At 70.3% G+C, this 20,709-nt stretch carries 12 protein-coding genes and 1 pseudogene; 4 read left to right on the forward strand and 9 right to left on the reverse strand.

Features of this window, described 5'->3' with window-relative positions; all coding sequences use genetic code 11:
• Positions 1–188: 188 nt before the first annotated feature.
• The 3 genes from G4D85_RS29290 to G4D85_RS29300 form a co-directional block, all read right to left on the reverse strand.
• The gene (locus G4D85_RS29290; RefSeq protein ID WP_164017308.1) at positions 189–977 is read right to left on the reverse strand and encodes a GNAT family N-acetyltransferase; all 789 of its coding nucleotides are present in this window, start codon (positions 975–977) and stop codon (positions 189–191) included.
• Positions 974–1,810, reverse strand: coding sequence for a GNAT family N-acetyltransferase (locus G4D85_RS29295; protein WP_164017309.1), 837 nt, complete (start codon positions 1,808–1,810; stop codon positions 974–976). The genes G4D85_RS29290 and G4D85_RS29295 overlap by 4 nt, the downstream gene beginning before the upstream one ends.
• A gap of 81 nt (positions 1,811–1,891) precedes the next feature.
• On the reverse strand, positions 1,892–2,836 hold the full coding sequence (locus G4D85_RS29300; RefSeq protein ID WP_164017310.1) for a LysR family transcriptional regulator: 945 nt from the start codon (positions 2,834–2,836) through the stop codon (positions 1,892–1,894).
• A 313-nt stretch (positions 2,837–3,149) separates the two neighbouring features.
• On the opposite strand from G4D85_RS29300, the gene G4D85_RS29305 reads away from it, so the two are divergent.
• The gene (locus G4D85_RS29305) at positions 3,150–4,085 is read left to right on the forward strand and encodes an SMP-30/gluconolactonase/LRE family protein (protein WP_205525762.1); all 936 of its coding nucleotides are present in this window, start codon (positions 3,150–3,152) and stop codon (positions 4,083–4,085) included.
• Positions 4,086–4,793: 708 nt separating this feature from the next.
• Here the strand turns inward: G4D85_RS29305 and G4D85_RS50835 are convergent.
• Together G4D85_RS50835 and G4D85_RS29315 are read right to left on the reverse strand one after the other, a co-directional pair.
• Positions 4,794–4,952: pseudogene (locus tag G4D85_RS50835) on the reverse strand (helix-turn-helix domain-containing protein); the annotation flags it as partial.
• A 277-nt stretch (positions 4,953–5,229) separates the two neighbouring features.
• A complete protein-coding gene (locus G4D85_RS29315; protein ID WP_164017312.1) occupies positions 5,230–6,732 on the reverse strand; it encodes an adenylate/guanylate cyclase domain-containing protein in 1,503 nt (500 codons plus the stop codon).
• 306 nt (positions 6,733–7,038) lie between these two features.
• Here G4D85_RS29315 and G4D85_RS29320 point away from each other — a divergent pair, with 306 nt between their 5' ends.
• Positions 7,039–7,944: a phosphatase PAP2 family protein gene (locus tag G4D85_RS29320; RefSeq protein ID WP_164017313.1), complete on the forward strand. Its 906-nt coding sequence runs from the start codon at positions 7,039–7,041 to the stop codon at positions 7,942–7,944.
• Between the two features lies 1 nt (position 7,945).
• On the opposite strand, the gene G4D85_RS29325 is transcribed toward G4D85_RS29320, so the two are convergent.
• The 3 genes from G4D85_RS29325 to G4D85_RS29335 form a co-directional block, all read right to left on the reverse strand.
• Positions 7,946–8,854 carry a metallophosphoesterase gene (locus G4D85_RS29325; RefSeq protein WP_164017314.1) on the reverse strand — a complete coding sequence of 303 codons (909 nt, stop codon included), beginning with the start codon at positions 8,852–8,854 and terminating at the stop codon, positions 7,946–7,948.
• A gap of 188 nt (positions 8,855–9,042) precedes the next feature.
• Positions 9,043–11,985: a choice-of-anchor D domain-containing protein gene (locus tag G4D85_RS29330; protein ID WP_164017315.1), complete on the reverse strand. Its 2,943-nt coding sequence runs from the start codon at positions 11,983–11,985 to the stop codon at positions 9,043–9,045.
• Positions 11,986–12,316: 331 nt separating this feature from the next.
• Positions 12,317–13,219, reverse strand: a complete 903-nt coding sequence (locus tag G4D85_RS29335; RefSeq protein ID WP_164017316.1) for a DMT family transporter — start codon at positions 13,217–13,219, stop codon at positions 12,317–12,319.
• A gap of 178 nt (positions 13,220–13,397) precedes the next feature.
• Here G4D85_RS29335 and uvrA point away from each other — a divergent pair, with 178 nt between their 5' ends.
• Positions 13,398–16,292 carry an excinuclease ABC subunit UvrA gene (gene uvrA, locus G4D85_RS29340; RefSeq protein WP_164017317.1) on the forward strand — a complete coding sequence of 965 codons (2,895 nt, stop codon included), beginning with the start codon at positions 13,398–13,400 and terminating at the stop codon, positions 16,290–16,292.
• 446 nt (positions 16,293–16,738) lie between these two features.
• Entirely contained in the window at positions 16,739–18,196 is a 1,458-nt protein-coding gene (locus tag G4D85_RS29345; RefSeq protein ID WP_164017318.1) for a POT family MFS transporter, read from the forward strand.
• Positions 18,197–18,256: 60 nt separating this feature from the next.
• On the opposite strand, the gene G4D85_RS29350 is transcribed toward G4D85_RS29345, so the two are convergent.
• The gene (locus G4D85_RS29350) at positions 18,257–20,629 is read right to left on the reverse strand and encodes an arylsulfatase (protein WP_164017319.1); all 2,373 of its coding nucleotides are present in this window, start codon (positions 20,627–20,629) and stop codon (positions 18,257–18,259) included.
• Positions 20,630–20,709: the final 80 nt, after the last annotated feature.

The following is a 20,709-nucleotide window of genomic DNA, read 5'->3' on the forward strand; positions in this document are numbered from 1 at the left end:
AGGTCCTCTCAACGCTCGCCCGCCTGCCCTGCCTGGGAAGGGAGACTTCCCGGGCTTCGCAGAGGACGTTCTCCATGGAGGCCGCGACGCCGCCGTTGTTCAGCGCGTCGATGGCCGCGCGAATCGCATCGCCGTCACTCGAGCGGTCGATGAGGTCCTCGTCGAAGGTGTTCGCATCCGGCCGGGACTCACGGGTGGGCGGGGGCCGCGGCGTCGACGTAGAACAGCATCCGGGTGATGAACCGGAAGCCGACGCGCTCGTAGAGGCGGCCGGCCTCCTCGGTGATGGTGCTGAGGAAGAGCACCTCCACCCCTCGCGCGAAGGCCTCTTCGGCCGCGCGGGAGACCACGGCGGCGCCAATGCCCCGGCCCCGCCACTCCTGGAGCGTCGCCACGCCCGCGAGCTCCGAGGTGCCGTCATGGGGCGGAGTCACCAGCCCGCCCGACACCGGGTGCCCCTCCATCCTCGCCAGGAACGCGCGGCCGTCCTTGAGGTCGGCGAGGGTCTTCGAGACCTCCTCGTCGCTCACCACGGGAGTCGTCCCCGGGTTGAAGCCCTGCTGCGTGGTGGCGCAGAACTCGCGAACCTCCTCGCGGGGTGACTCCGGCGAGAGCACCGAGACGGTGAGCCCCTGGGGCGCCGGGAAGGGGACGTAGGTGTCCCGCGTGCAGACCATCAGCCGGGCCTCGGCCTCCTGCTTGTAGCCGGCGTCGCGCAGCCGGCCGGACAGCTCGGGGGCCAGCTCGTCGACGTATTCGAAGCGGGGCACGCGATTCCGGGCCTCGAACTCCGAGCGGAGCTTCCGGAGGGCCTCGCGCGTGTCCCCCGTCACCGGCCCGTCGGGGATGGCGTAGTTCAGGTAGACCATCGCATCGAACGGGTGGAAGAAGGCCGTGAAGGGCGGCACGTGGACGGACGTGTACCGCTCACTCGCGGCGTGGCGCATGGAAGCCTGAAGGCGTTCGACGAGGCTCATGGGCGCGCACCGTAGCAGGCGTCGAGGCGCGTGAAGGAATGGACGAACTCCAATTGGGAGAGCGTCGGGTACGAGAACCCCGCGCCGAGGAAGAACCGGTCAACCAGCCCCTCCGGGACGATGGCACTCACCGCCAGCGGCTTGCCCGGCCAGGCGGCGGCCAGCGCACGGAGCAGCCTGCGTCCGGCGCCCTGGCCCCGCGCTTCTGGCGCCACGGCCAGCGCACGCACCGCGAGCGTCGGCGCGGAGACGTCCCCGAGCACCGCCACGGCCGGCCCGAGCCGGAACGCGCGCGCGGGCAGCGCCAGCCCCGCCACCGTGGCCGGCGCCAGCTGCCAGGGCAGGTCGTCCGGGAGCAGCCGCGCGCAGGCCAGCGGCTCCACCTCCTCCAGCGCGGCCGGCTCCGCCGACGGAGTCCCCACGAAGCCCACCAGCCTTCGCACGCGCTGGAAGCCCAGGCGCTCGTAGAGCTTCACCGCGGGGGCGTTCTGCTCGATGACCTCCAGCACCATCCGCGTGTCCCCACGGACGCGGGCCTCCTCCAGCAGCGGCAGCAACATGCCGGCCCCCAGCTTGCGGTTGCGGTGCGAGGGCACGATGCCCATGCCGGCGACGCGGCTCACCCTGCCCCGCCGGGCCATCAGCACCAGACCCACCGGCTCGCCCTCCACCCGCGCGACTCGGCTTTCCGTCAGGGAGATGTGCTCGCTCCGCACGCGCGCGTCGAACAGCGCCGGCGCGTCGGGGATGGTGACGAAGTACCCCTCGAACGAGCGGGCAAAGAGCGTGGAGAGAGAGCGAAGCGACAGGTCCGAGGCGGGCGTGAGTTCCATGCGGTCTGACCAGGTGGGAGACATCCCGTCTCTAGCAAATCCCCTGGCCCACGCGAGCCGCCATGGCACACCGACAGGCCGTCAGGCCTCGGAGCGGCGCGCGCCCACCCGTTCCCACGGAGGCGTGCCCGCATACCGCTCCGCCAGGAAGGAGACGAAGGCCTTCACCTTCGACGGCACCAGTCGCCCTGGTGGGTGGACGGCGAAGATGCCGGTGTCGGGCACCGACCAGCCTTCGAGCAACCGGACCAGCCTCCCGGCGCGCAGGTCCTCCGCGATGAGGAACGTGGCCAGCACGGTGACGCCGCAGCCGCCCACGGCCGCCAGCCGGAGCGCCTCGGCATTGTCCGCGACCAGCACCGCGCGGCCACGCGCCGCGACCCGCTCGTCTCCCCGCTGGAGGTGCCACACGTTCCCCTCCGAGAGGGGGCTGAAGTAGAGGCACGCGTGGTGGGACAGGTCCTCGGGCTTCGTGAGCGGCCTGCGGCCTCGCAGATAGCCGGGCGCCGCGCAGAGGATGCGGTGGTTGGTGGCGAGCCGGCGGACCACGAGGCTGGAGTCCGTCAGCGCGCCGATGCGGATGGCCACATCGAAGCCCTCCTGCACGAGGTCCACGTACCGGTCCATGAACGAGAGCTCCAGCCCGATGCGCGGGTAGCGACGCATGAACTCCGGCAGCAGCGGCGCCACCTGGAGCTGCCCGAACAGGTTCGGCACGGCCACGCGCAGCCGGCCCCGAGGCTCCCCCGCCAGCCCGGAGACGAGCGCCTCCGCGTCCTCCACCCGGGTGAGCACGTCGGCACAGCGCTCCAGATAGAGCGTCCCCGCCTCCGTGAGCGACACATGGCGCGTGGTCCGTCGCAGGAGCGCGGTGCCCAGCGCGTCCTCCAGGCGGGCGATGCGCCGGCTCAGCGCGGAAGCACTGATGCCGAGCTCCCGCGCCGCGTCCGCGAAGCTCAAGACGCGCGCCACCGCGGTGAAGCTGAGCATGTCCTCCAGCCGGTCCCTCAACGCCAGACGCTCCATGCCGCGCTCCTTCCGATTGTTGCACGCGACGCAAGAGTCTAATGCAGCGCTCCCCGATGATGCGGCGGAAGCCGTGGGCTACTTGTGCATTGCACGCATCGACAACGCGAGGGCCGGCCGCGGAGTGGACGGCGGGTACGCCATCGCCTGCCACCGAGCCTGGAGCTTCGAGCCTCTGCCCGACTCCGAGCCTCGCCTCAAACGCTGACTCGCGGCATCGACAAGGACCTACACCATGAAACACCTACAATTGACCGCCACCCTGCTTGCGAGCCTTCTCGCCCTTCTCCCGATGAGCCTGGGAGCCACCCCGGTGGAAGCACGCCACGAGCGCCTGCCCCTGCCCATGGGCTTCGCGTATCCCAATGGCATCGCCCACGCGGAGGACGGAACGCTCTTCGTCGGCTCGGTCTCGACTGGCCGCATCCTGCGCCGGCCGCCGGGAGGCGACTGGACGGTGCTGTTCCCCGGCTCGGAGGACGTGTTCTCCGTGACGAGCCTCCGGCTGGATGTGCCGCGTGGACTGCTGTGGGGCACCTCGCCGGACGTCATGGGCCTGCTGCGCCCCGATGGAACTCTGGGCCGGCGCACGCCCCGGCTCTTCTCCGTGGAGGTGAGTACCGGAGAGGTGCGGAAGCTTGTCCCCTTGCCGGAGGGGGGCCTGGGCAACGACCTCACCGTCGCGCCGGATGGGGGCCTGTACGTGACGGACAGCAACCGGGCCGCCGTGCTCCACCTGCGCCCTGGAGGGGAGCGGCTGGAGACATATGTCTCCGATGCACGCTTCCAGGCGAAGGGCTCGGGCATGGCCAACATCGGCCCCGCGGGCATCGCGTTGGCGCCGGACGGGCGGACGCTCGCGGTCAACACCTTCGGGCCGGGGCGACTCTTTCTCGTCCGCGCGAGTGGACCCGGCGCGGCACCCACGGTGAGCGAGGTGGAGCTGCCGCGCCGCCTGGAGAACCCGGATGGGATGCGCTTCGCTCCGGATGGACGGCTGCTCGTGCTGGAGGGGGCGACGAACAGTGGGAATGGACGCGTGGTCCGCATCGACGTGCTCGGGAAGGCGTCCGGGCCCAGGGCCATCGAGGTGCTCGCCTCCGGCATGGAGTCCCCCGTCAACCTCACGGTGGCGAAGGATGGCCGGGTGTGGGTCACCGAGGCACGGCTGCGCGACCGGCTGCTGCGAGGCACGGCGGCGAAGGTGCCAGACGCGTTCTGGGTGACGGCACTGCCCGCCAGGGAGTGAGCAACGGGACGCACAAAACCCATCGGAGCGCATCGGCCCGCGAAGGCCCCTCGCCTTCCGGGACGCGTCGCCATTCGAGCATGAGTAGACCGCACACGGTTCGCGTGCAGGGCGTGAGTGCACCACCGGCGCTTCAATACCGGCAAGAGGACTGGGCGCCGCCGCGAGGTTGCCGGACGCCCCGGATGAGGGCTCCTTCGCGCCTGGAGGTGGCGTGCCTGTGCCTCGTGGCCCGGAGCCTTCCGCACGCGCCAGGGCGCGCCAGAGAGCATCGGCCGAGGACTGCACTTCGACTTCACCCACCCTGGCGCCCTGCCGGGCCGCGCGCGCCAGCTCCAACAGCGTGCCCCACACCAGCCCCTCGCCCACCAGGCTGCAGCCCGGTGTCAGCACTCCCTCCTTCTCGCCCTTCTCCAGCACCTCGCGCACCAGTGCGCGGGTGGCTCCTCCGTTCGACTGTGGCAGGAGAGCACCCGGAATCCGGGGCCCGGGGGCAGGGGCGGACTGCGCCCCATACTCATGCGCATGCCAGTGCAGGAAGGTGAAGCCGAAGAGGTCCGGATGCCGCAGCGCCCACCCGACCAGTTCCCACCAGAAGGCGTAGAAGGCCCGGCCGAAGTCCACGCCCGGCTGCACATGCTTCATGAAGAAGGCGACGTCGGCCCGGTAGCTGAGTTCCCTCTCGGCGTAGTCGCGCACGGCCAGCGCCAGGCCCTGCTTGCTGCCGTAGTGCCGGTACAGCGTGCCCACCGAGAAGCGCATGGCCCGCGCCAGCTCGCAGGCCTGCACGTTGTCGTAGCCCCGCCGCGCCAGCAGCGCCGCCGCCGCGTACATGGCCTCGGCGTGCATCATCTCCAGAATCCACATCCCCTGCCCCTCCCCGCCCCCAGACGGCTGCCGGCCGGAATGAACGTTCCTTCCGCCAGTACCTGTCTACCGGGAGGGTCTGACATGGGCCGAGCGCACGACCGTGGAGCAACAGCCCCACTTCGGACAGCCAGGCGGTGGGACTCCGTTCGACATCGCTGGGGAAATGGCGTCAGGCAGGCTTCGCGGCACCGTGGGGACACTTCCACGTCTGGAATCAAGCGGCCGGGATGTCACCGCCCGCTCGCGGCACCGTGGGACGCAACGGCGTTCGGAGTCAGGCGGCCTGGATGTCGCCGCTTGCTCGCGGCACCGTGAAGAGGCTCATCGGCTCCGCGACGCCCTTGAGGGAGACCGACTCCACCTCCTGGACCTCCAGCGTACCCGTGAGCCGCCGGGCCACCTCCGCGCTGAAGAGGAGCGAGGGCCGTGGCTCGCGGGCGTGGCTCTCGATGCGCGCGGCCACGTTGACGGCGTGGCCGATGACGGTGAACTCCAGCCGCTCCGCGCTGCCCAGATAGCCCGCGACGACCTCGCCCGCGTGGATGCCGATGCCCGCCCGCAGGCACAGCCCCCGCTCGGCGAGTCGCGCATTGTAGCCCTCCAGGCGCTGCTGCATCTCCCTCGCGGCGGCCACGGCGGACTCAGCCGGATTGCCCGTGCCCCCGGTGAGGCCGAAGACCGCCAGCACCGCGTCGCCGATGAACTTGTCCACCATGCCACCATGCTTCTGGATGGCGGCCACCATCTCCCCGAAGTAGCCGTTGAGCACCCCGATGAGGTCCTCCGGGGCGAGCGACTCGGACAGGGGCGTGAAGTCGCGCAGGTCACTGAAGAGCAGGACGACATCGCGCCGCTGTCCGCCCAGCTCCGTGGCGCGTCCCGGGCGCGCGAACTTCTCGATGAACTCGTTGGCCACCTGCGGCGAGACGAAGCGGCCAAAGGCCTCTCGGATGCGCTCCCGCAGGCGGAGCCCGTCCGCCATGTCGTTGATGCCCAGGGCGACGAGGCCCAGCTCGTCCGGACGGCTCGTGGCCGCGTGCGGATGGAGGTCTCCGCCGCCGACCCGGCGCACCGCCTCCAGCAGCCGCTCCGAGTCCCTCCGCAGGCTGCGCCCGTAGGCCAGGGCCGCGACGAGCGCCGCCACGGTGATTGCCGCGGCGAGCAGCATGGCCTCGCGCATGGACTGGTCGAGCACGACCTCGAGCTGGGGCGCCCCCAGCATGTGCAGGTCCCCCACCATGCGCGCCAGGGTGAGCAGCAGCACCACCACGGGGATGGTGGTGAAGAGGACGTAGCCCTCCATGAGCCGGTGGCCCAGCCGCTCACGCAGCTGCGCCGCGGGAGAGGCCGTCGACGACTGGAGCTGCTCGAAGAGGAGGTACTCCACCTGGGCGACGAGGCCCCCGCCGAGCAGCCAGTACCCGACGCCGAGCTTCACGTGGCTGAAGAAAGGGAACGTCGGGTACCACAAGAGATGCAGCCCGAAGGCCACGAAGCCCGTCACCACCCAGGTGGCGACCGACAGCAGATAGGCCTGCCGGGCCTGCGTGCGGCGCCCGTCCGGCTCCGGCGCAAGGTGGAACACCCCTTCGCGCAGGAGGATGTGGACCGCGGAGAGGGCCAGGACGGTGTGAAGCAACACGTGCGGGGGCAGCGCGCAGATGTAGGTGCAGACCAGCCTCGCGTAGAGGTACGTGAACGCGCCTACCAGGAGCGTTCCTCCATGCAGCGCGAGGCGGACCTTGAGCGGAAACCGGGCGGAGGAAGGGGTCGTCATGGTGCGTTAGGCCCCGAGACTCTAGGCCATCTACCGGCAGCGCGTGGGTCCACCTCTCTCGACTGCCTGCTCCACGGGCCTGACTTCCGGGCCTTCTCCCAACGCCCCAACGTGCTCGCGGCTGATCAACGTTGTCGCAGTGCCGCGCTTCCGGTCCGCCAACGTGCGCACAGCGCAGCGTGAACCCACCGTGCCAGCGGGCCCCCGCCCTCGTGTGTACGCTGCATCCCGGTGTGAGCTGGCTCCCCGCGTCGAGCCGCCGCCGGAAGGTGGAACGGTGAGGCGGGAGGACCCTATGCTCCGACCGTGCGCTCCTCTCCCACCGCTGTCGCGATTGCCCTCCTGCTGGCCCTCGCCCCGCTGTCCCGCGCCTCCGCCCAGTCGGGCACGGATGAGCCCCGGCTCCACGAGCTCCGCTTCGACTGGGCCCGGGACGGCGCCATCACCGGCGTGGCCGGCGCGCTGTGGATTTCCAGCGAGACCTTCCTCAAGGACGACCTGGCGCCGGCCCAGTGCCGCTGGTGCGACCGCGCTCCGGACGGCACCGACACGCTCAACCGCCTGGACCGCTGGGGCCGAGGGCTCGCCGGAGAGACAGAGCAGTCGCGCAGCCGGGCCAACACTTGGAGCAACATCCTGGGCTTCGGCGTGGTCCCCGCCAGCGTGCTGGGCCTCCAGTACGCGGTGGGCCACGGCTCGGGCGCGCCGAGCCGGTTCTTCACCCAGGACGCCACCATCATCATCCAAAGCGCGGTGCTCTCCTCGCTGGCCAACCAGACGGTGAAGTTCATCGTCGGCCGCGAGCGCCCCTTCGTGCACCAGCTCCCCGAGGACCAGAAGGGCCTCACCGCGCACCCGACCGACAACAACCTCTCGTTCTACAGCGGCCACACCAACCTGATGTTCGCGATGGTCGTCTCCGCGGGCACCGTGGCGGCGATGCGCGGCTATGAAAACCAGGCGTGGATCTGGGCCGTGGGGCTGCCGCTCGCCACCTCGGTGGGCCTGCTGCGAATGGGCGCGGACAAGCACTACCTCAGCGACGTGGCCACCGGCGCCCTGTTGGGCTCGGCATTCGGCCTGGCCGTGCCGCTGCTGCTGCATGGCCGCACGGGCACGACGGAGCCCGCCGCCTCCCGCGTCGGCGTCGGCGGCGTGCGGATGGTGCCCATGGCCGGAGCCCGCATGGCGGGAATCTCGGGCAGCTTCTGAGTCAGTACCCGGCGCCCGCCGGAGTCCCCTCGCCATCACTGGCCTGCGCCGGCAGGCAGGACATGTCCCAGCGCTGACCGGTCTCCCACGCCACGGCGCCCGACGTGCCCCAGCCGGCGCGGACCGCCTCGCGACCCTCGTACTCCAGCCAGAAGACGGACTCCTGCGGCCGGGCCGCCTGGTCCAGACAGGCGATGCGCGTGGCCGGCCGGCCCGGCCCCTCCAGCGTCACCGCGAAGGCCTTGTGCGAGTGGCCACACAGCAGCCACCGGGGATGCACCGCGTCCACCAGCCGCCGCGTCACCGGGTTGCCAATCCAATACGAGGGCAGCGGCCGGGGCGGCACCGGGTTCTCCTCGCGCGCCCGCTGGACGATGCCCCGGGGCCACTCGTGCACCAGCATCAGGTCCACGTCGCGCAGCGAGGACAGCCGCTCCACCTCCGCCGTGCGGAAGTAGCCGGCCTGCTTCACCGTGTCCTGGGTGGTGGGCCGCTTCAGCGGCTGCTCGATGAAGCGTGGCGCGTGGATGCCGGACAGGTACCCCACCCGCAGCCCGCGCAGCTCGCGCAGCCCCGCGCGGCCCAGGTAGAACACGTCCGGGGCCAGCTCGCCGCCGTCCTGCAAGTCGTGCAGCGCCTCGAAGTCCTCGTTGTTGCCGCCAATGAAGAACAGCGGCCGCTTCACCCGGCGCACCCCGTCCGCGTACTCCGCGAACTCGGCCGGCATGAGGCGCTTGGCCGCCTTGCGCCGCTGGTCATCCGGGTGGCGGAAGGCCTCCACGTCCCCCACCGCCAGCACCAGGTCCACGCGGCGGCCACGCGCCTGCTCCAGCGCGTCCAGCCACGTCTCCACGCGGTGGAAGCGGCCATGGATGTCACCCACGGCCGCGACAAGGAGGGATTCCGGCATCTCACCCGGAAGGCTGCACGGCCCTCCCCCGCCCTGTCGAGTCATCTTTGCCCGCATGCAGCCAATGGCTGACAAATCCTCTCGACTGCCCCGGGACCCGCCGGGCGTCCCGGAGGGGAGAAATGACCGGGGGCGCCCCGCCTCTCGGCGTGAGCGCCCCCCGGGAAGCCGCCTGACTGAAGCGGGGCCTAGCAGCCCAGCGGGTACGTCACCTCCACCATGGCGCCGGGCGCGGGGGCCGCGGTGCGCTCGAAGAGGATGGAGTTGGTGCCCGCGTCATACTCCCAGCCGGACGTCACCTGGACGCCGTCCACCACCACGACAATCCGCGACGGGTCCGCCGGCTCCTCGGTCAGCCGGAACCGCCGGTTGGGGCCGAAGGCGCTGTTGGACAGCTTCTCCAGGGACGCGGCCCAGTTGGGCGTGCAGATGCTCTCCACCGTGCCCCCCGTGGCCTGGGCCAGCTGGATGTAGCGGCTGCCCGAGCTGCTGGAGGTGGGACAGGTGCCCAAGTCCAGCGGCCCCACAATGGCATTGATGCTCAGCTTCGACGGGTCATTGCCCTTCAGCGCCCGGAAGTACGTCTCGTAGAAGGGCACCGGCTGCGCGCTGAAGTCCTCCTCGTCCGTCAGGAAGATGATGGCCAGCTTGGCGTCCTCGCGCAGGAAGCCGCCGTTGCCGTCGTTGGCCAGCGCGGTGCGCGGGTCGTCCGCCTGGTAGATGAGCGGATCCGACAGCGCGCGCCAGGCCGCGTCCAGGCCCTGCTCGTTCCAGTGGCACACCCCCACCCGGGTGTTGCTGGCGAAGACGGCCGCCGCGTTGGGCGTGGACGGGGTGATGATGCGCGGGCGGCTGCCATCCACCGGGAACAGGCGGCCATTCTCACCGCCCTGCGCGCCCCCCGGGCACTCGGACCAGCCGCCCGGAGACGCGTCCAGGCCCGTCGTCGTCACGCCGATGCGGTAGTCCACCGCCGCCTGGTTCGCCGCGCTCAGGAAGGCCGCGAAGTTCTGCCCCAGGCTCTGCTGCTCCTCCATCATGGAGCCGGAGTTATCCACCACGAAGAGCACGTCCACCTTCACCTCGGACTCCTGGAAGAAGCGGTCCGTCTGCTCCGCCTTCGACACGCCGCGGCCGATGAGGCCTGCCGTGTACTCGGAGCCGTCGGGCAACGTGAAGCGCAGCGTGGCCGCGTCGTCACCGTCGTCCACCGGCTGGTAGGTGGCGGACAGGTGCACCCGGCTGCCCTGGGGAATGGTGTGCGGGAAGCCCACCGCGCCAGTCACGGTGAACTCCGTGCCCACCTGCTCCAGCGCCATGCCCTCCACCCGCACCGGGCCGATGCAGTCATTGATGGCGATGAGCTCGCGGGAGCGCGGGCCGCAGGACAGCTTGGTGACGCCGTAGTCCACCGTGGTGGGCTGCACCGCGAAGCAGCCCTTCACGCCCTCGCCAGACACTTCCACCAGGGGGTGGCCCGCCGTCGGGCTGTTCACCCACGCCTCGGCCAGGCCGGAGAAGGGCCCCTCCGCGTCCGGCTTGAAAATCACCACCAGCGTCGCCTTCCGCCCCGGCTCCAGCACGCCATTCTGCACGGGCAGGGCGGTGAAGGCCGCGTCCGAGCCCGGGACGAGCTGCATGGAGGCCAGGTAGCACGCCTCCGAGCCGGTGTTGCGCACCGACACGCCGAGCGCCACCTGCGCGCCCACCGGGACCTTCCCGAAGCGCAGCCGCGGAGGAATGTCATACTGGCAGGGCTTGAAGACGCGGCCCTCGCCCGCCAGCGTCACCGCCTCCGTGGACGAGGCGGCGCGGGTGCGCACGGTGACGGCCAGTTGCCCCGCGCTGTGAGTCAGCAGGCCGACGCGCGGGCTGAAGGTGACGCCCACCAGCGTCGTCCCACCGGCCGGCACCGCCACGCTCGCGGGCGCCTGCGCCAGGGTGAAGAAGCCGCCCTGGAGCGTGTCCAGTTGCAGGTTGCTCACCAGCACCTCCTCCCGGCAGCGGTTGATGACCTGCACCTGGCGCGTGGCCGTCATGCCCTCCGCCACCACGCCGAAGTCCACCTTCCGGGGGAGCACGGTGACGCAGGAGGTGCCACCCTCGCCCGCCAGCGACACCTTGGGGCCCGGCGCCGTCGTGCCCTGCTCGCGCACGCCCACCTCCACCCGGCCGTCCCGCACCCGGCCCAGCGCCGCCGGAGTGAAGGCCACGCGCAGCTCCACCGCCGCGCCCGGCGCCAGCAGGCCGCCCGCCAGCACCGGCGCGTTCACCACCTTGAAGACGTCGCCGGGGTTGTCGAGGAAGCGCGCCCCGTCATAGCTCAGCGGCACCGTGCCCTGGTTGCGCACGGTGATGGACTGCTCCGCGGTGGCGCCCAGCGCCACGCGCCCGAAGTCCACGCGCAGCGGCGTCACCTCCAGCTTGGAAGCGACGCCCAGGCCGCTCAGCGCAATCACCGCGGGCTCGCAGCCCTCGCACACCACCACGTGCAGCGCCGCCTCGGCGGAGCCCAGGCGCTTGGGGGCGTAGGCCACCGGCACCACGCGCTCCTCGCCCGGCGCCAGCGTGGAGGACTGGCCGGCGCCCGCGGAGAACTGGTCCGCGTCCGAGCCCTGGACGGACAGCACCAGCGGGCTCTCCACGTCCGAGGGGTTGCGCACCGTCACCTCGCGCATCTCCACCAGGCCCATGGCCACGTTGCCGAAGTCGAGCGCCGTGTCCGGCACCTCGACGAAGGCCTTCACGCCGCGGCCATTCACCGGCACCACGCCCTCCACCTCGGCGTCGGTGAGGATTTCCACCATGCCCTGCACCACGCCCTCCACCCGCGGCGTGAAGTGGACCTCAATCTCCTGCTCGCCACCGGCGGACAGGGTGAAGGGCTCGAAGGGGGGAATCACCACGTTGGGCACGCTGGAGACGGCGCCCTCCACGCGGTACGAGGCGCGACCACCGTTGGCGATCTTCAGCTTGAACGACTTGGTGCGTCCCAGGGCCGAGGGACCGAACTCAATCATCTCCGGGCGGACCACGAAGGCGCTCTTCGCCTTCTGGGAAGACGGCCGCTCACACGCCACGCCCATCACCAACGCCGCCGCCACCCACGCCACCCACAGCGCCCTTCGCATAACGACCTCCCACCACGCCCTGGGACTTCGAATCCGTCGCCGCGCTGATCCACGGCTCCGGGGGTGGGCCCTCTGCAACCCGGGTGCCCGCGATTCCCGGGGCGAAGACGTCGGAAGGCCGACGCGGCAAACCTCTGGCCTCCCTGGGAAAGGCGTCGCACCGCGTGTGGAACGACATTTCCCATTCACCCCGAAGGACTGAAATTCCTTCAGTAAGCGCGGGTAACACACGGACACCCTGGACGACCGGGTGGGGCAGCCAGCTTCACCGAGCCCCAAAAGGCGCTGGAGCTCCGAAGCTCCGGCGCGCTGGGCTCAGGGACTCCGGTGCTCAGGCGGCGGGGCGCGACGCGGGGGCCAACAGCCGCCCCACCACGCCGGTGCCCCACAGCACGCCGCCCACGCACACCAGCGCGCCGGTGACGGCCAGCGGCGACACGGCCTCGCCCAGCAGCAGCGCGCCCATCACCCACGAGAAGGCGGGCGTGAGCTGGGTGGCCACGCCCCCCGCCGCGGCGGTGACGTAGCCAAAGGCATACGTGAAGGTCATCTGCGCCACCACGGACGTCAGGCCCACGCCCAGCAGCGGCAGCACCACGTCCCACCCCAGCGGCCGCCAGTCCTGCACCGCGAAGGGCAGGCTGAAGAGGAGGCCGAAGAGACAGAAGGAGAGGAAGACGGTGGCCGAGTCCGTGTCGTGCCGCAGCGCCCGCACCACCACCACCGCCGCGCCGCCCAGCACCGCGGAGCCCATGCCCGCCCACGCGCCCAGGCCCATCTCCAGCGAGGCGCCCCCGTCCATGGTGCTCCACATCACCAGGCCCGCGCCCAGCGTGGTGAGCGCCAGCCCGGCCAGCAGCGGCCCGGTGACGCGCTCGCGCAGGAAGAGCCAGCCGATGATGGCCGCGTAGATGGGCCAGCACGCATTGAGGAGCACCGCCGGCCCCACCGTCATCCGGTCGATGGCGACGAAGTACAGGTAGACGGCCGCGCCGCCGAAGATGCCGCGCAGCGCCCACAGCGACAGGCGTCCGTAGCGCGGCCGGCGTCCCAGCACGGGGAAGTAGACGGCCAGGAACAGCAGCCCGATGACGAAGCGGCCGGACGCCACCTGCCCGGGGGACAGGCGGCCCGCCAGCAGGCGGGTGCACAGCGCCATCACCGAGAAGAGGAAGCTCGAGAAGATGAGCAGCGGGACACCGCGGTAGCGCTCCGGAAGGACCCAGCGGTTCATGGACGCCGCGCACCCTACAGGGAAACGCCTCCCCCGCCAGCCCCGCCCTGCCCGCCCGGCCGCCCACCTGCCACATGTGGGATGAGCGTTGAAACCCGGCGCGTTGAGCGTCATTCACTCCACCCGTGCGAGTTTCCACGCACCGGAACACCCATTCAGTGGTAAACGGCCGCCCATCATGTCCGAGCCCGACGTCATCTCCCTCCGAGGCGCCAAGGAGCACAACCTCAAGAACGTCTCCCTGGACATCCCCAAGAAGAAGCTCGTCGTCTTCACGGGGGTGTCAGGGTCCGGCAAGAGCTCGCTCGCCTTCGATACGCTCTACGCGGAAGGCCAGCGTCGCTACGTGGAGAGCCTCTCCGCCTATGCCCGGCAATTCCTGGGGCAGATGGAGAAGCCGAAGTACGACACCATCCGGGGACTGTCGCCCACCATCTCCATCGAGCAGAAGGCGGCCAGCAACAACCCCCGCTCGACGGTGGGCACCGTCACCGAGGTGCATGACTACCTGCGCGTGCTCTACGCCTCCATCGGCGTGCAGCACTGCCCCAACTGCGGGCGCAAGGTGGGCAAGCAGAGCGCGCAGCAGATTGTGGAGGAAATCCTCAAGTCCCCCGCCGGCACCAAGCTGCAAGTCCTGGCGCCCCTCGTCACCAACCGCAAGGGCGAGCACAAGGAACTGCTGGCCGAGGCGCAGAAGCGCGGCTTCTCCCGCGCGCGCATCGACGGGGTGCTGAAGAGCCTGGAGGAGCGCATCGAGCTGGACAAGAAGTCCAAGCACGACATCGCGCTCGTCATCGACCGGCTGGTGCTCAAGCCCGACTTGAAGACGCGCCTCACCGACTCGGTGGAGACGGCGCTGCGCGAGGGCAAGGGCACCCTCATCGTCACCGACGAGAAGGGCACCCCCGCCTCGGACCGCGTCATGTCCGAGCTCAACGCGTGCCCCACCTGCGGCCTGTCCTTCGGCGAGCTGACGCCCGCGTCCTTCTCCTTCAACAACCCGCTGGGCATGTGCACGGACTGCAACGGCCTGGGCACCAAGCCGGAGATGGACCCGGACCTCATCGTCCCGGACCCGTCCCGCACCATCCGCGACGGCGCCATTGAGCCCTGGGCCAGCGGCATGAATCGCGGCGAGGGCTGGACGGCGGACTTCGTGGAGAGCCTGGCCAAGGCGTTCAAGATTGATTTGGACGTGCCCTACGCGAAGCTGTCCAAGCGCGAGCGGGAGACGCTGATGTACGGCTCCCACGGCAAGAGCTTCACCGTCGAGTGGGGCGAGGGCGGCCAGTACAAGATGGAGTGGGAGGGCCTGGTCGAGCGGTTGATGCGCAACTTCAAGACGACCACCTCCGAGGCGCGCCGCACCGAGCTGCAGAAGTACTTCAGCGACAAGCCCTGCCCCTCCTGCAAGGGCGAGCGCCTGAAGCCGGAGAGCCGCGCGGTGAAGGTCCACGGTCACACGATTGTGCAGCTGAGCCGGCTGACCATCTCCGACGCGCTGGGCTTCCTGGGGGAGATGGGGCTGACGGCGCACGAGCGGAAGATTGCCACCGAGCTCCTGAAGGAGATTCGCAGCCGCCTGTCCTTCCTGGTGGACGTGGGGCTGGGCTACCTGATGTTGGACCGCACCGCGTCCACGCTGTCCGGCGGAGAGAGCCAGCGCATCCGGCTGGCGTCGCAGATGGGCAGCGAGCTGACCGGCGTCATCTACATCCTCGACGAGCCCTCCATCGGCCTGCACCAGCGTGACAACGGCAAGCTGCTGACCACGCTCAAGCGCCTGCGGGACTTGGGCAACTCCGTCCTCGTGGTGGAGCACGACGAGGAGACGATGGAGGAGGCGGACTGGCTGGTGGACTTCGGCCCCGGCGCGGGCGAGCTGGGCGGCCAGGTGGTGGCGCAGGGCACGCCGGCGCAGGTGATGGAGAACGTGGCCAGCGAGACGGGCGCGTACCTCTCCGGGCGCAAGGAAATCGAGATTCCGGAGCAGCGCCGCAAGCTGGACCCCAAGCGCAAAATCGTCATCCAGGGGGCGCAGGAGAACAACCTGAGGAACGTGGACGCGGAGATTCCGCTCGGCGTCTTCAGCGCGATTACCGGCGTGTCCGGCGCGGGCAAGTCCACGCTCATCAACGACATCCTCTTCCCTGCCCTGGCGCGGCACCTCTACGAGAGCCGCGAGACGCCCGGCAAGCACAAGTCGATTCAGGGCTTCGAGCACCTGGACAAGGTCATCGACATCGACCAGCGCCCCATCGGCCGCACCCCGCGCAGCAACCCCGCCACGTACACCAAGCTGTTCGACAACATCCGCGACGTGTTCGCGATGACGCCCGAGGCGCGCGCCTTCGGCTACGGGCCGGGCCGCTTCAGCTTCAACATCAAGGGCGGGCGCTGCGAGTCGTGCGAGGGCGACGGCGTGAAGCTGGTGGAGATGCACTTCCTCGCGGACGTGTACGTGCCCTGCGAGAGCTGCGCCGGCAAGCGCTTCAACGAGGCCACCCTGCGCGTGCGCTACAAGGGGAAGAACATCGCCGAGGTGCTGGACTTGAGCGTGCGCGAGGCGATGGAGCACTTCGGCGCGCACCGCGACATCATGCGCGTGCTCCAGACGCTGCACGACGTGGGTCTGAGCTACATCCGCCTGGGCCAGCCCTCCCCCACCCTGTCCGGCGGCGAGGCCCAGCGCATCAAACTGGCGCGCGAGTTGGCCCGCGTGGCCACCGGCCGCACCCTCTACATCCTGGACGAGCCCACCACCGGCCTGCACTTCGAGGACATCCGCAAGCTGCTGTCGGTGCTCAACCGGCTGGTGGAGGCGGGCAACAGCGTGCTCGTCATCGAGCACAACCTGGACGTCATCAAGAGCGCGGACTGGGTGATTGACCTCGGCCCCGAGGGCGGCGCGGGCGGCGGCCTGATTCTGGCCACCGGCACACCCGAGCAGGTCGCCCGCGTGGAGGGCAGCCACACCGGCCGCTACCTGGCGCACGTGCTGTCCAAGGCGCGGCGCGCCCGCGTGGGCCAGCGCGTGGACGGCCCCGCCCTGCGGGAAGTGGCGGGCTGACGCTCGCGACACTCCGTCCCGTGACAATGGAGCGGGGGGCGGGGGTGCCTTCATTCACCCCCAACCCCCCGTCCACCTTGGAGGAATGGTGTCACGGGAGGGGTGTGGGTCGCGAAGTGAGACGTACCGCGTGACACATGATAGGGAGGCCACAATTCCTGTCAAACGCGCGTCAACTGATTAATGTGTATTGATAAAGACGCATTCCCACCGGAATGGGGCGCCCAGACACGCGCGAGAATTCCGGTGCGGGTGCGGCCAGGCGGCACCGGGGCGGGCTTCGGCCGGGCGGGAGGGCCTCCCCTCCTCCCTGGAGGGGGACAGTCCCAGAGGGCACGGCACCCCACGGCGCAGCGGTAGGTGGAGTCCCGACGTGCGGTTGGGTAGGGTTCGCTTCTCGTTTTCTTGGAGCCCCCACCTTTCGCCACGAGGGAGCACCCCGTCGCATGGCCCAGACAGCCGCTGCGCAGAGCAACAAGTTTCCACCGCAAATCCCGTTCATCATCGGCCAGGAGGCCTGTGAGCGGTTCAGCTTCTACGGGATGCGCGGCATCCTGACCGTGTTCCTGGCGGACTACCTGCTCAAGCAGTCCATGGACGCGGGCGGAGGCGACGAGCGCAACGCCATCGCGAAGAGCTACTTCCACCTCTTCATGTTCGGCGTGTACTGGTTCCCGCTGGTGGGCGGGTGGCTCGCCGACCGGATGTTCGGCAAGTTCAAGGTCATCCTCTGGCTGAGCCTCGTGTACTGCGTGGGCCACGCGTGCCTGGCGTTCTTCGAGGACGTGCCGCTGGGCTTCTACTTCGGCCTGCTGCTCATCGCGATGGGCTCGGGTGGAATCAAGCCCTGCGTCGCGGCGATGGTGGGAGACCAGTTCAACGAGTCGAACAAGCACCTCGTGAACAAAATCTTCTCCATCTTCTACTGGAGCATCAACCTCGGCTCGTTCTTCGCGGCGCTGTTCATCCCCGCGGTGCTGGCGAAGTACGGGCCGTCGGTGGCCTTCGGCATCCCCGGCATCCTGATGTTCATCGCCACGGCCATCTACTGGGCGGGCCGCAAGCACTACGTCATGGTGCCGCCCACCGGGAAGAACCCGCACTCGTTCTTCAAGGTGGTCCTGGCCGCGCTGAAGCCGAAGGGCGAGCGCACGAAGGGGAGCCACTGGCTGGACACCGCGCGGACCGAGCACCCCGAGGCGGCCATCGACGGCGCGAAGGCCGTGCTCCGCCTGGTGGTGCTCTTCATCCCGGTGATGTTCTTCTGGATGATTTTCGACCAGAAGGCGTCCACGCTGGTGCTCCAGGCCAAGGCCATGGACCCGGTGGTGGGGCCCTTCACCTTCCAGCCGAGCCAGATTCAGCTCATCAATCCCGGCCTGGTGATGATTCTCATCCCCCTGCTGACGATTGGCGTGTACCCGCTGTTCAAGCGCCTGGGCTGGGAGTTCACCCCGCTGCGCCGCATGCCGCTGGGCATGGTGCTGTGCGCGGCCTCCTACGTCATCGCCGGCTTCTTCCAGCAGCGCATGGACAACAAGGAAGTGCTCAACATCGCGTGGATGGTGCTGCCCTACGCGGTGCTGACGGTGGCGGAAATCCTCGTGTCCACCACGGGCCTGGAGTTCGCGTACACGCAGGCGCCGCGAGAGATGAAGAGCGTCGTGCAGTCGCTGTGGCTGGTGACGACGGCGCTCGCGAACATCTTCGTCGCCTTCATCGCGCGCATCGACTACTTCAAGGGCCCGAGCCAGTTCTTCTTCTACGGCAGCCTGGCGCTGCTGGCGGGGCTGATGCTGTGGCTGGTGGCGCGCAAGTTCCAGGTGCGCGACTACTTCCAGGCGGCGCCCCCCGTCCCCACCGGCGAGCACACCCAGGCCGGCGTGACGGCGAAGACGGCGTAGGCCGTCCCCTGCCCCGGAGCGCGGTGTGCTCCGGGGCTGCACCGGCCTTGCCGCCGGGCCCTACTGCCGGGCCAGCACCGCGCGGAGCTGCTCCAGCGGAGAGATGCGGTGCTCGAAGGTCTCCCGGCCCTTCTCGAGCCGCACCCACCGCACGCGGCCGTTGAACCGGCGGTCGCCTTCGTGGAAGCCCTCCACCACGGGAGAGCCCAGCGCGAGCCCTACGTCGGCCGTGTCGTCCAGGAAGAAGGTGTGGGCCAGCGTCGCCTCCACCCGCCCCCGGCCCACCTGCTTCCCGTCGACGAGCAGCGTGACGTCGCCGCCCCTGCCCACGCCGCCGCCGTCGTACTTGAACTCCATGCGGACCTGGTGCGTGCCCGCGGGCAGCTCGCGGTCGGCCTCGACGTGGAAGCGGCGCAGCCCGGCGTAGTTGTAGCAATAGGAGAGCCGACTCCCGCGTGCGTAGAGGCACCACCCGCCGAACGCGCCGCCCTGGGTGAAGATGACGCCGTGCGCGCCGCCCTCGGGCACCTCCACCTCGGCGAGGAGGGCGTGCGACTTGTTCTTGAGGTCCAGCAGCGAGTTCCCTCCGAGGCGCCGCATGCCCCCGGACAGCCGCTGCGAGTCGCCCTGGACGAGCCCGGGCCGGCCCGCCAGCTCCGGGCTGAAGCGCTCGATGCTCCGGTCATCCAGCGGCAGCACGTCGTACCGGGCGGCTTCGATGAGGAAGAGCTGTCGCAGCTCGCGCAGCTTGTCCGGCCGCTCCGCCGCGAGGTCTCTCGCCTGGGACGCGTCCGCGCGCGTGTCGTAGAGCTCCCAGACGTCCTCGTCGAGCGGCACCTTCACGCCCGGCTCCCACGGGGTGCGGTGCTTCGCCACGGCCGTCCAGCCCTGGTGGTAGAGCGCCCGGTTGCCGAACAGCTCGAAGTACTGCGTCTCGTGACGCTCCGGCGCCAGGGCGTCGTCGAAGCCATAGCGCATGCTCACCCCCTGCATCGGGGTCTGCCGCACGCCGTTGACGCTCGCCGGCTGGGGCAGGCCCGCGGCTTCGAGGAGGGTGGGCGCCACGTCGATGACGTGGGTGAACTGGGAGCGCACCTCTCCGCGGGCGCGAATGCCCCGGGGCCAGTGGATGATTGCGCCGTTGCGCGTGCCCCCCAGGTGCGAGGCCACCTGCTTGGCCCCCTGGAAGGGCGTGTTCATGGCGTGCGCCCAGCCCACCGCGTAGTGGTTGAAGGACTCCGGCGTGCCGAGCCTGTCCACGTGCCGGACGAGGAAGTCCGGAGTCTCCACGTCGAAGAGGCCGTTGCAGAGCAGGCCCCCGTTCAGCGTGCCGTGGAGGGTGCCCTCGGCGGAGGCGCCGTTGTCTCCGAGGACGTAGTAGACGAGCGTGTCCTCCAGCGCGCCGAGCTGCTCCAGCGCCTCCACGAGCCGCCCCACGTGGAAGTCCGCGTACTCGAGGAACCCCGCGTAGATTTCCATCTGCCGCGCGAGCACGGGCCGGAGCGGCTCCGGAATCGCGCCCCACGCGGGGATGCCCTCGGGGCGGGGCGTGAGCGCGCAGTCCGCGGGGAGGACGCCGCGCTGCTGCTGCCGTGCGAGGATTTCCTCGCGCAGCGCGTCCCAGCCCGCATCGAAGCGGCCCCTGTACCGGTCCGCCCAGGCCTTGGGGACATGGTGCGGGGCGTGCGTGGCGCCCGGCGCGAAGTAGACGAAGAAGGGCTTGTCCGGCACGAGCGCCCGCTGCTGGCGCACCCAGTCGATGGCCCGCTCCGTCAGGTCCTCCATGAAGTGGTAGCCCTGCTCCGGCGTGCGGCGCGGCTCGACGGGCGTCGTGTTCTCGTAGAGCGCCGGGTACCACTGGTTCGTCCCGCTCCCGAGGAAGCCGAAGAAGTACTCGAAGCCGGAGCCGGTGGGCCACCTGTCGAAGGGGCCCATGGGGCCCGTCTCCCAGGCGGGCACCTCGTGGCACCGGCCGAACTGCGCGGTGCTGTAGCCGTTGAGCTTGAGGACCTCGGCCACCGGCGCGCAGTGGTTGGGGCGCACGCAGGTGTAGCCCGGCGAGGAGGTGGCCAGCTCGGAGATGCCGCCGAAGCCCACCGTGTGGTGGTTGCGGCCCGTGAGCAGCGCGGCCCGCGTGGGCGCGCCCAGGCCCGTGGTGTGGAAGCGGTTGTACTTGAGGCCACCGGCGGCCAGTCGCTCCGCGGTGGGCGTGTGGATGACGCCACCGAAGGTGCTGGAAGCGCCGAAGCCCACGTCGTCCAGCAGGACGACGAGCACGTGGGGCGCGTCCGAGGGAGGCCGCAGCGGGGTGATGGGAGGGAAGCTCGCGGCCGGGTCTCTCGCGGTGAAGGGCCGGACGCCCGGGTAGGGCTGGTCCGGAATGGGAAGGACCTCCCGCTGGACGGTGTCGTTCCGCTGGCCGGGCTTCTTCATGTCTCCCACGCTCCCTTGGAACCCTAGAAACCGAAGCTAGGAGGGGGCCAGGCCCCTGGCCATGAGCCCTGGAGGCCGGG

It is taken from the genome of Pyxidicoccus trucidator, assembly GCF_010894435.1.
Taxonomy (GTDB): Bacteria; Myxococcota; Myxococcia; order Myxococcales; family Myxococcaceae; genus Myxococcus; species Myxococcus trucidator.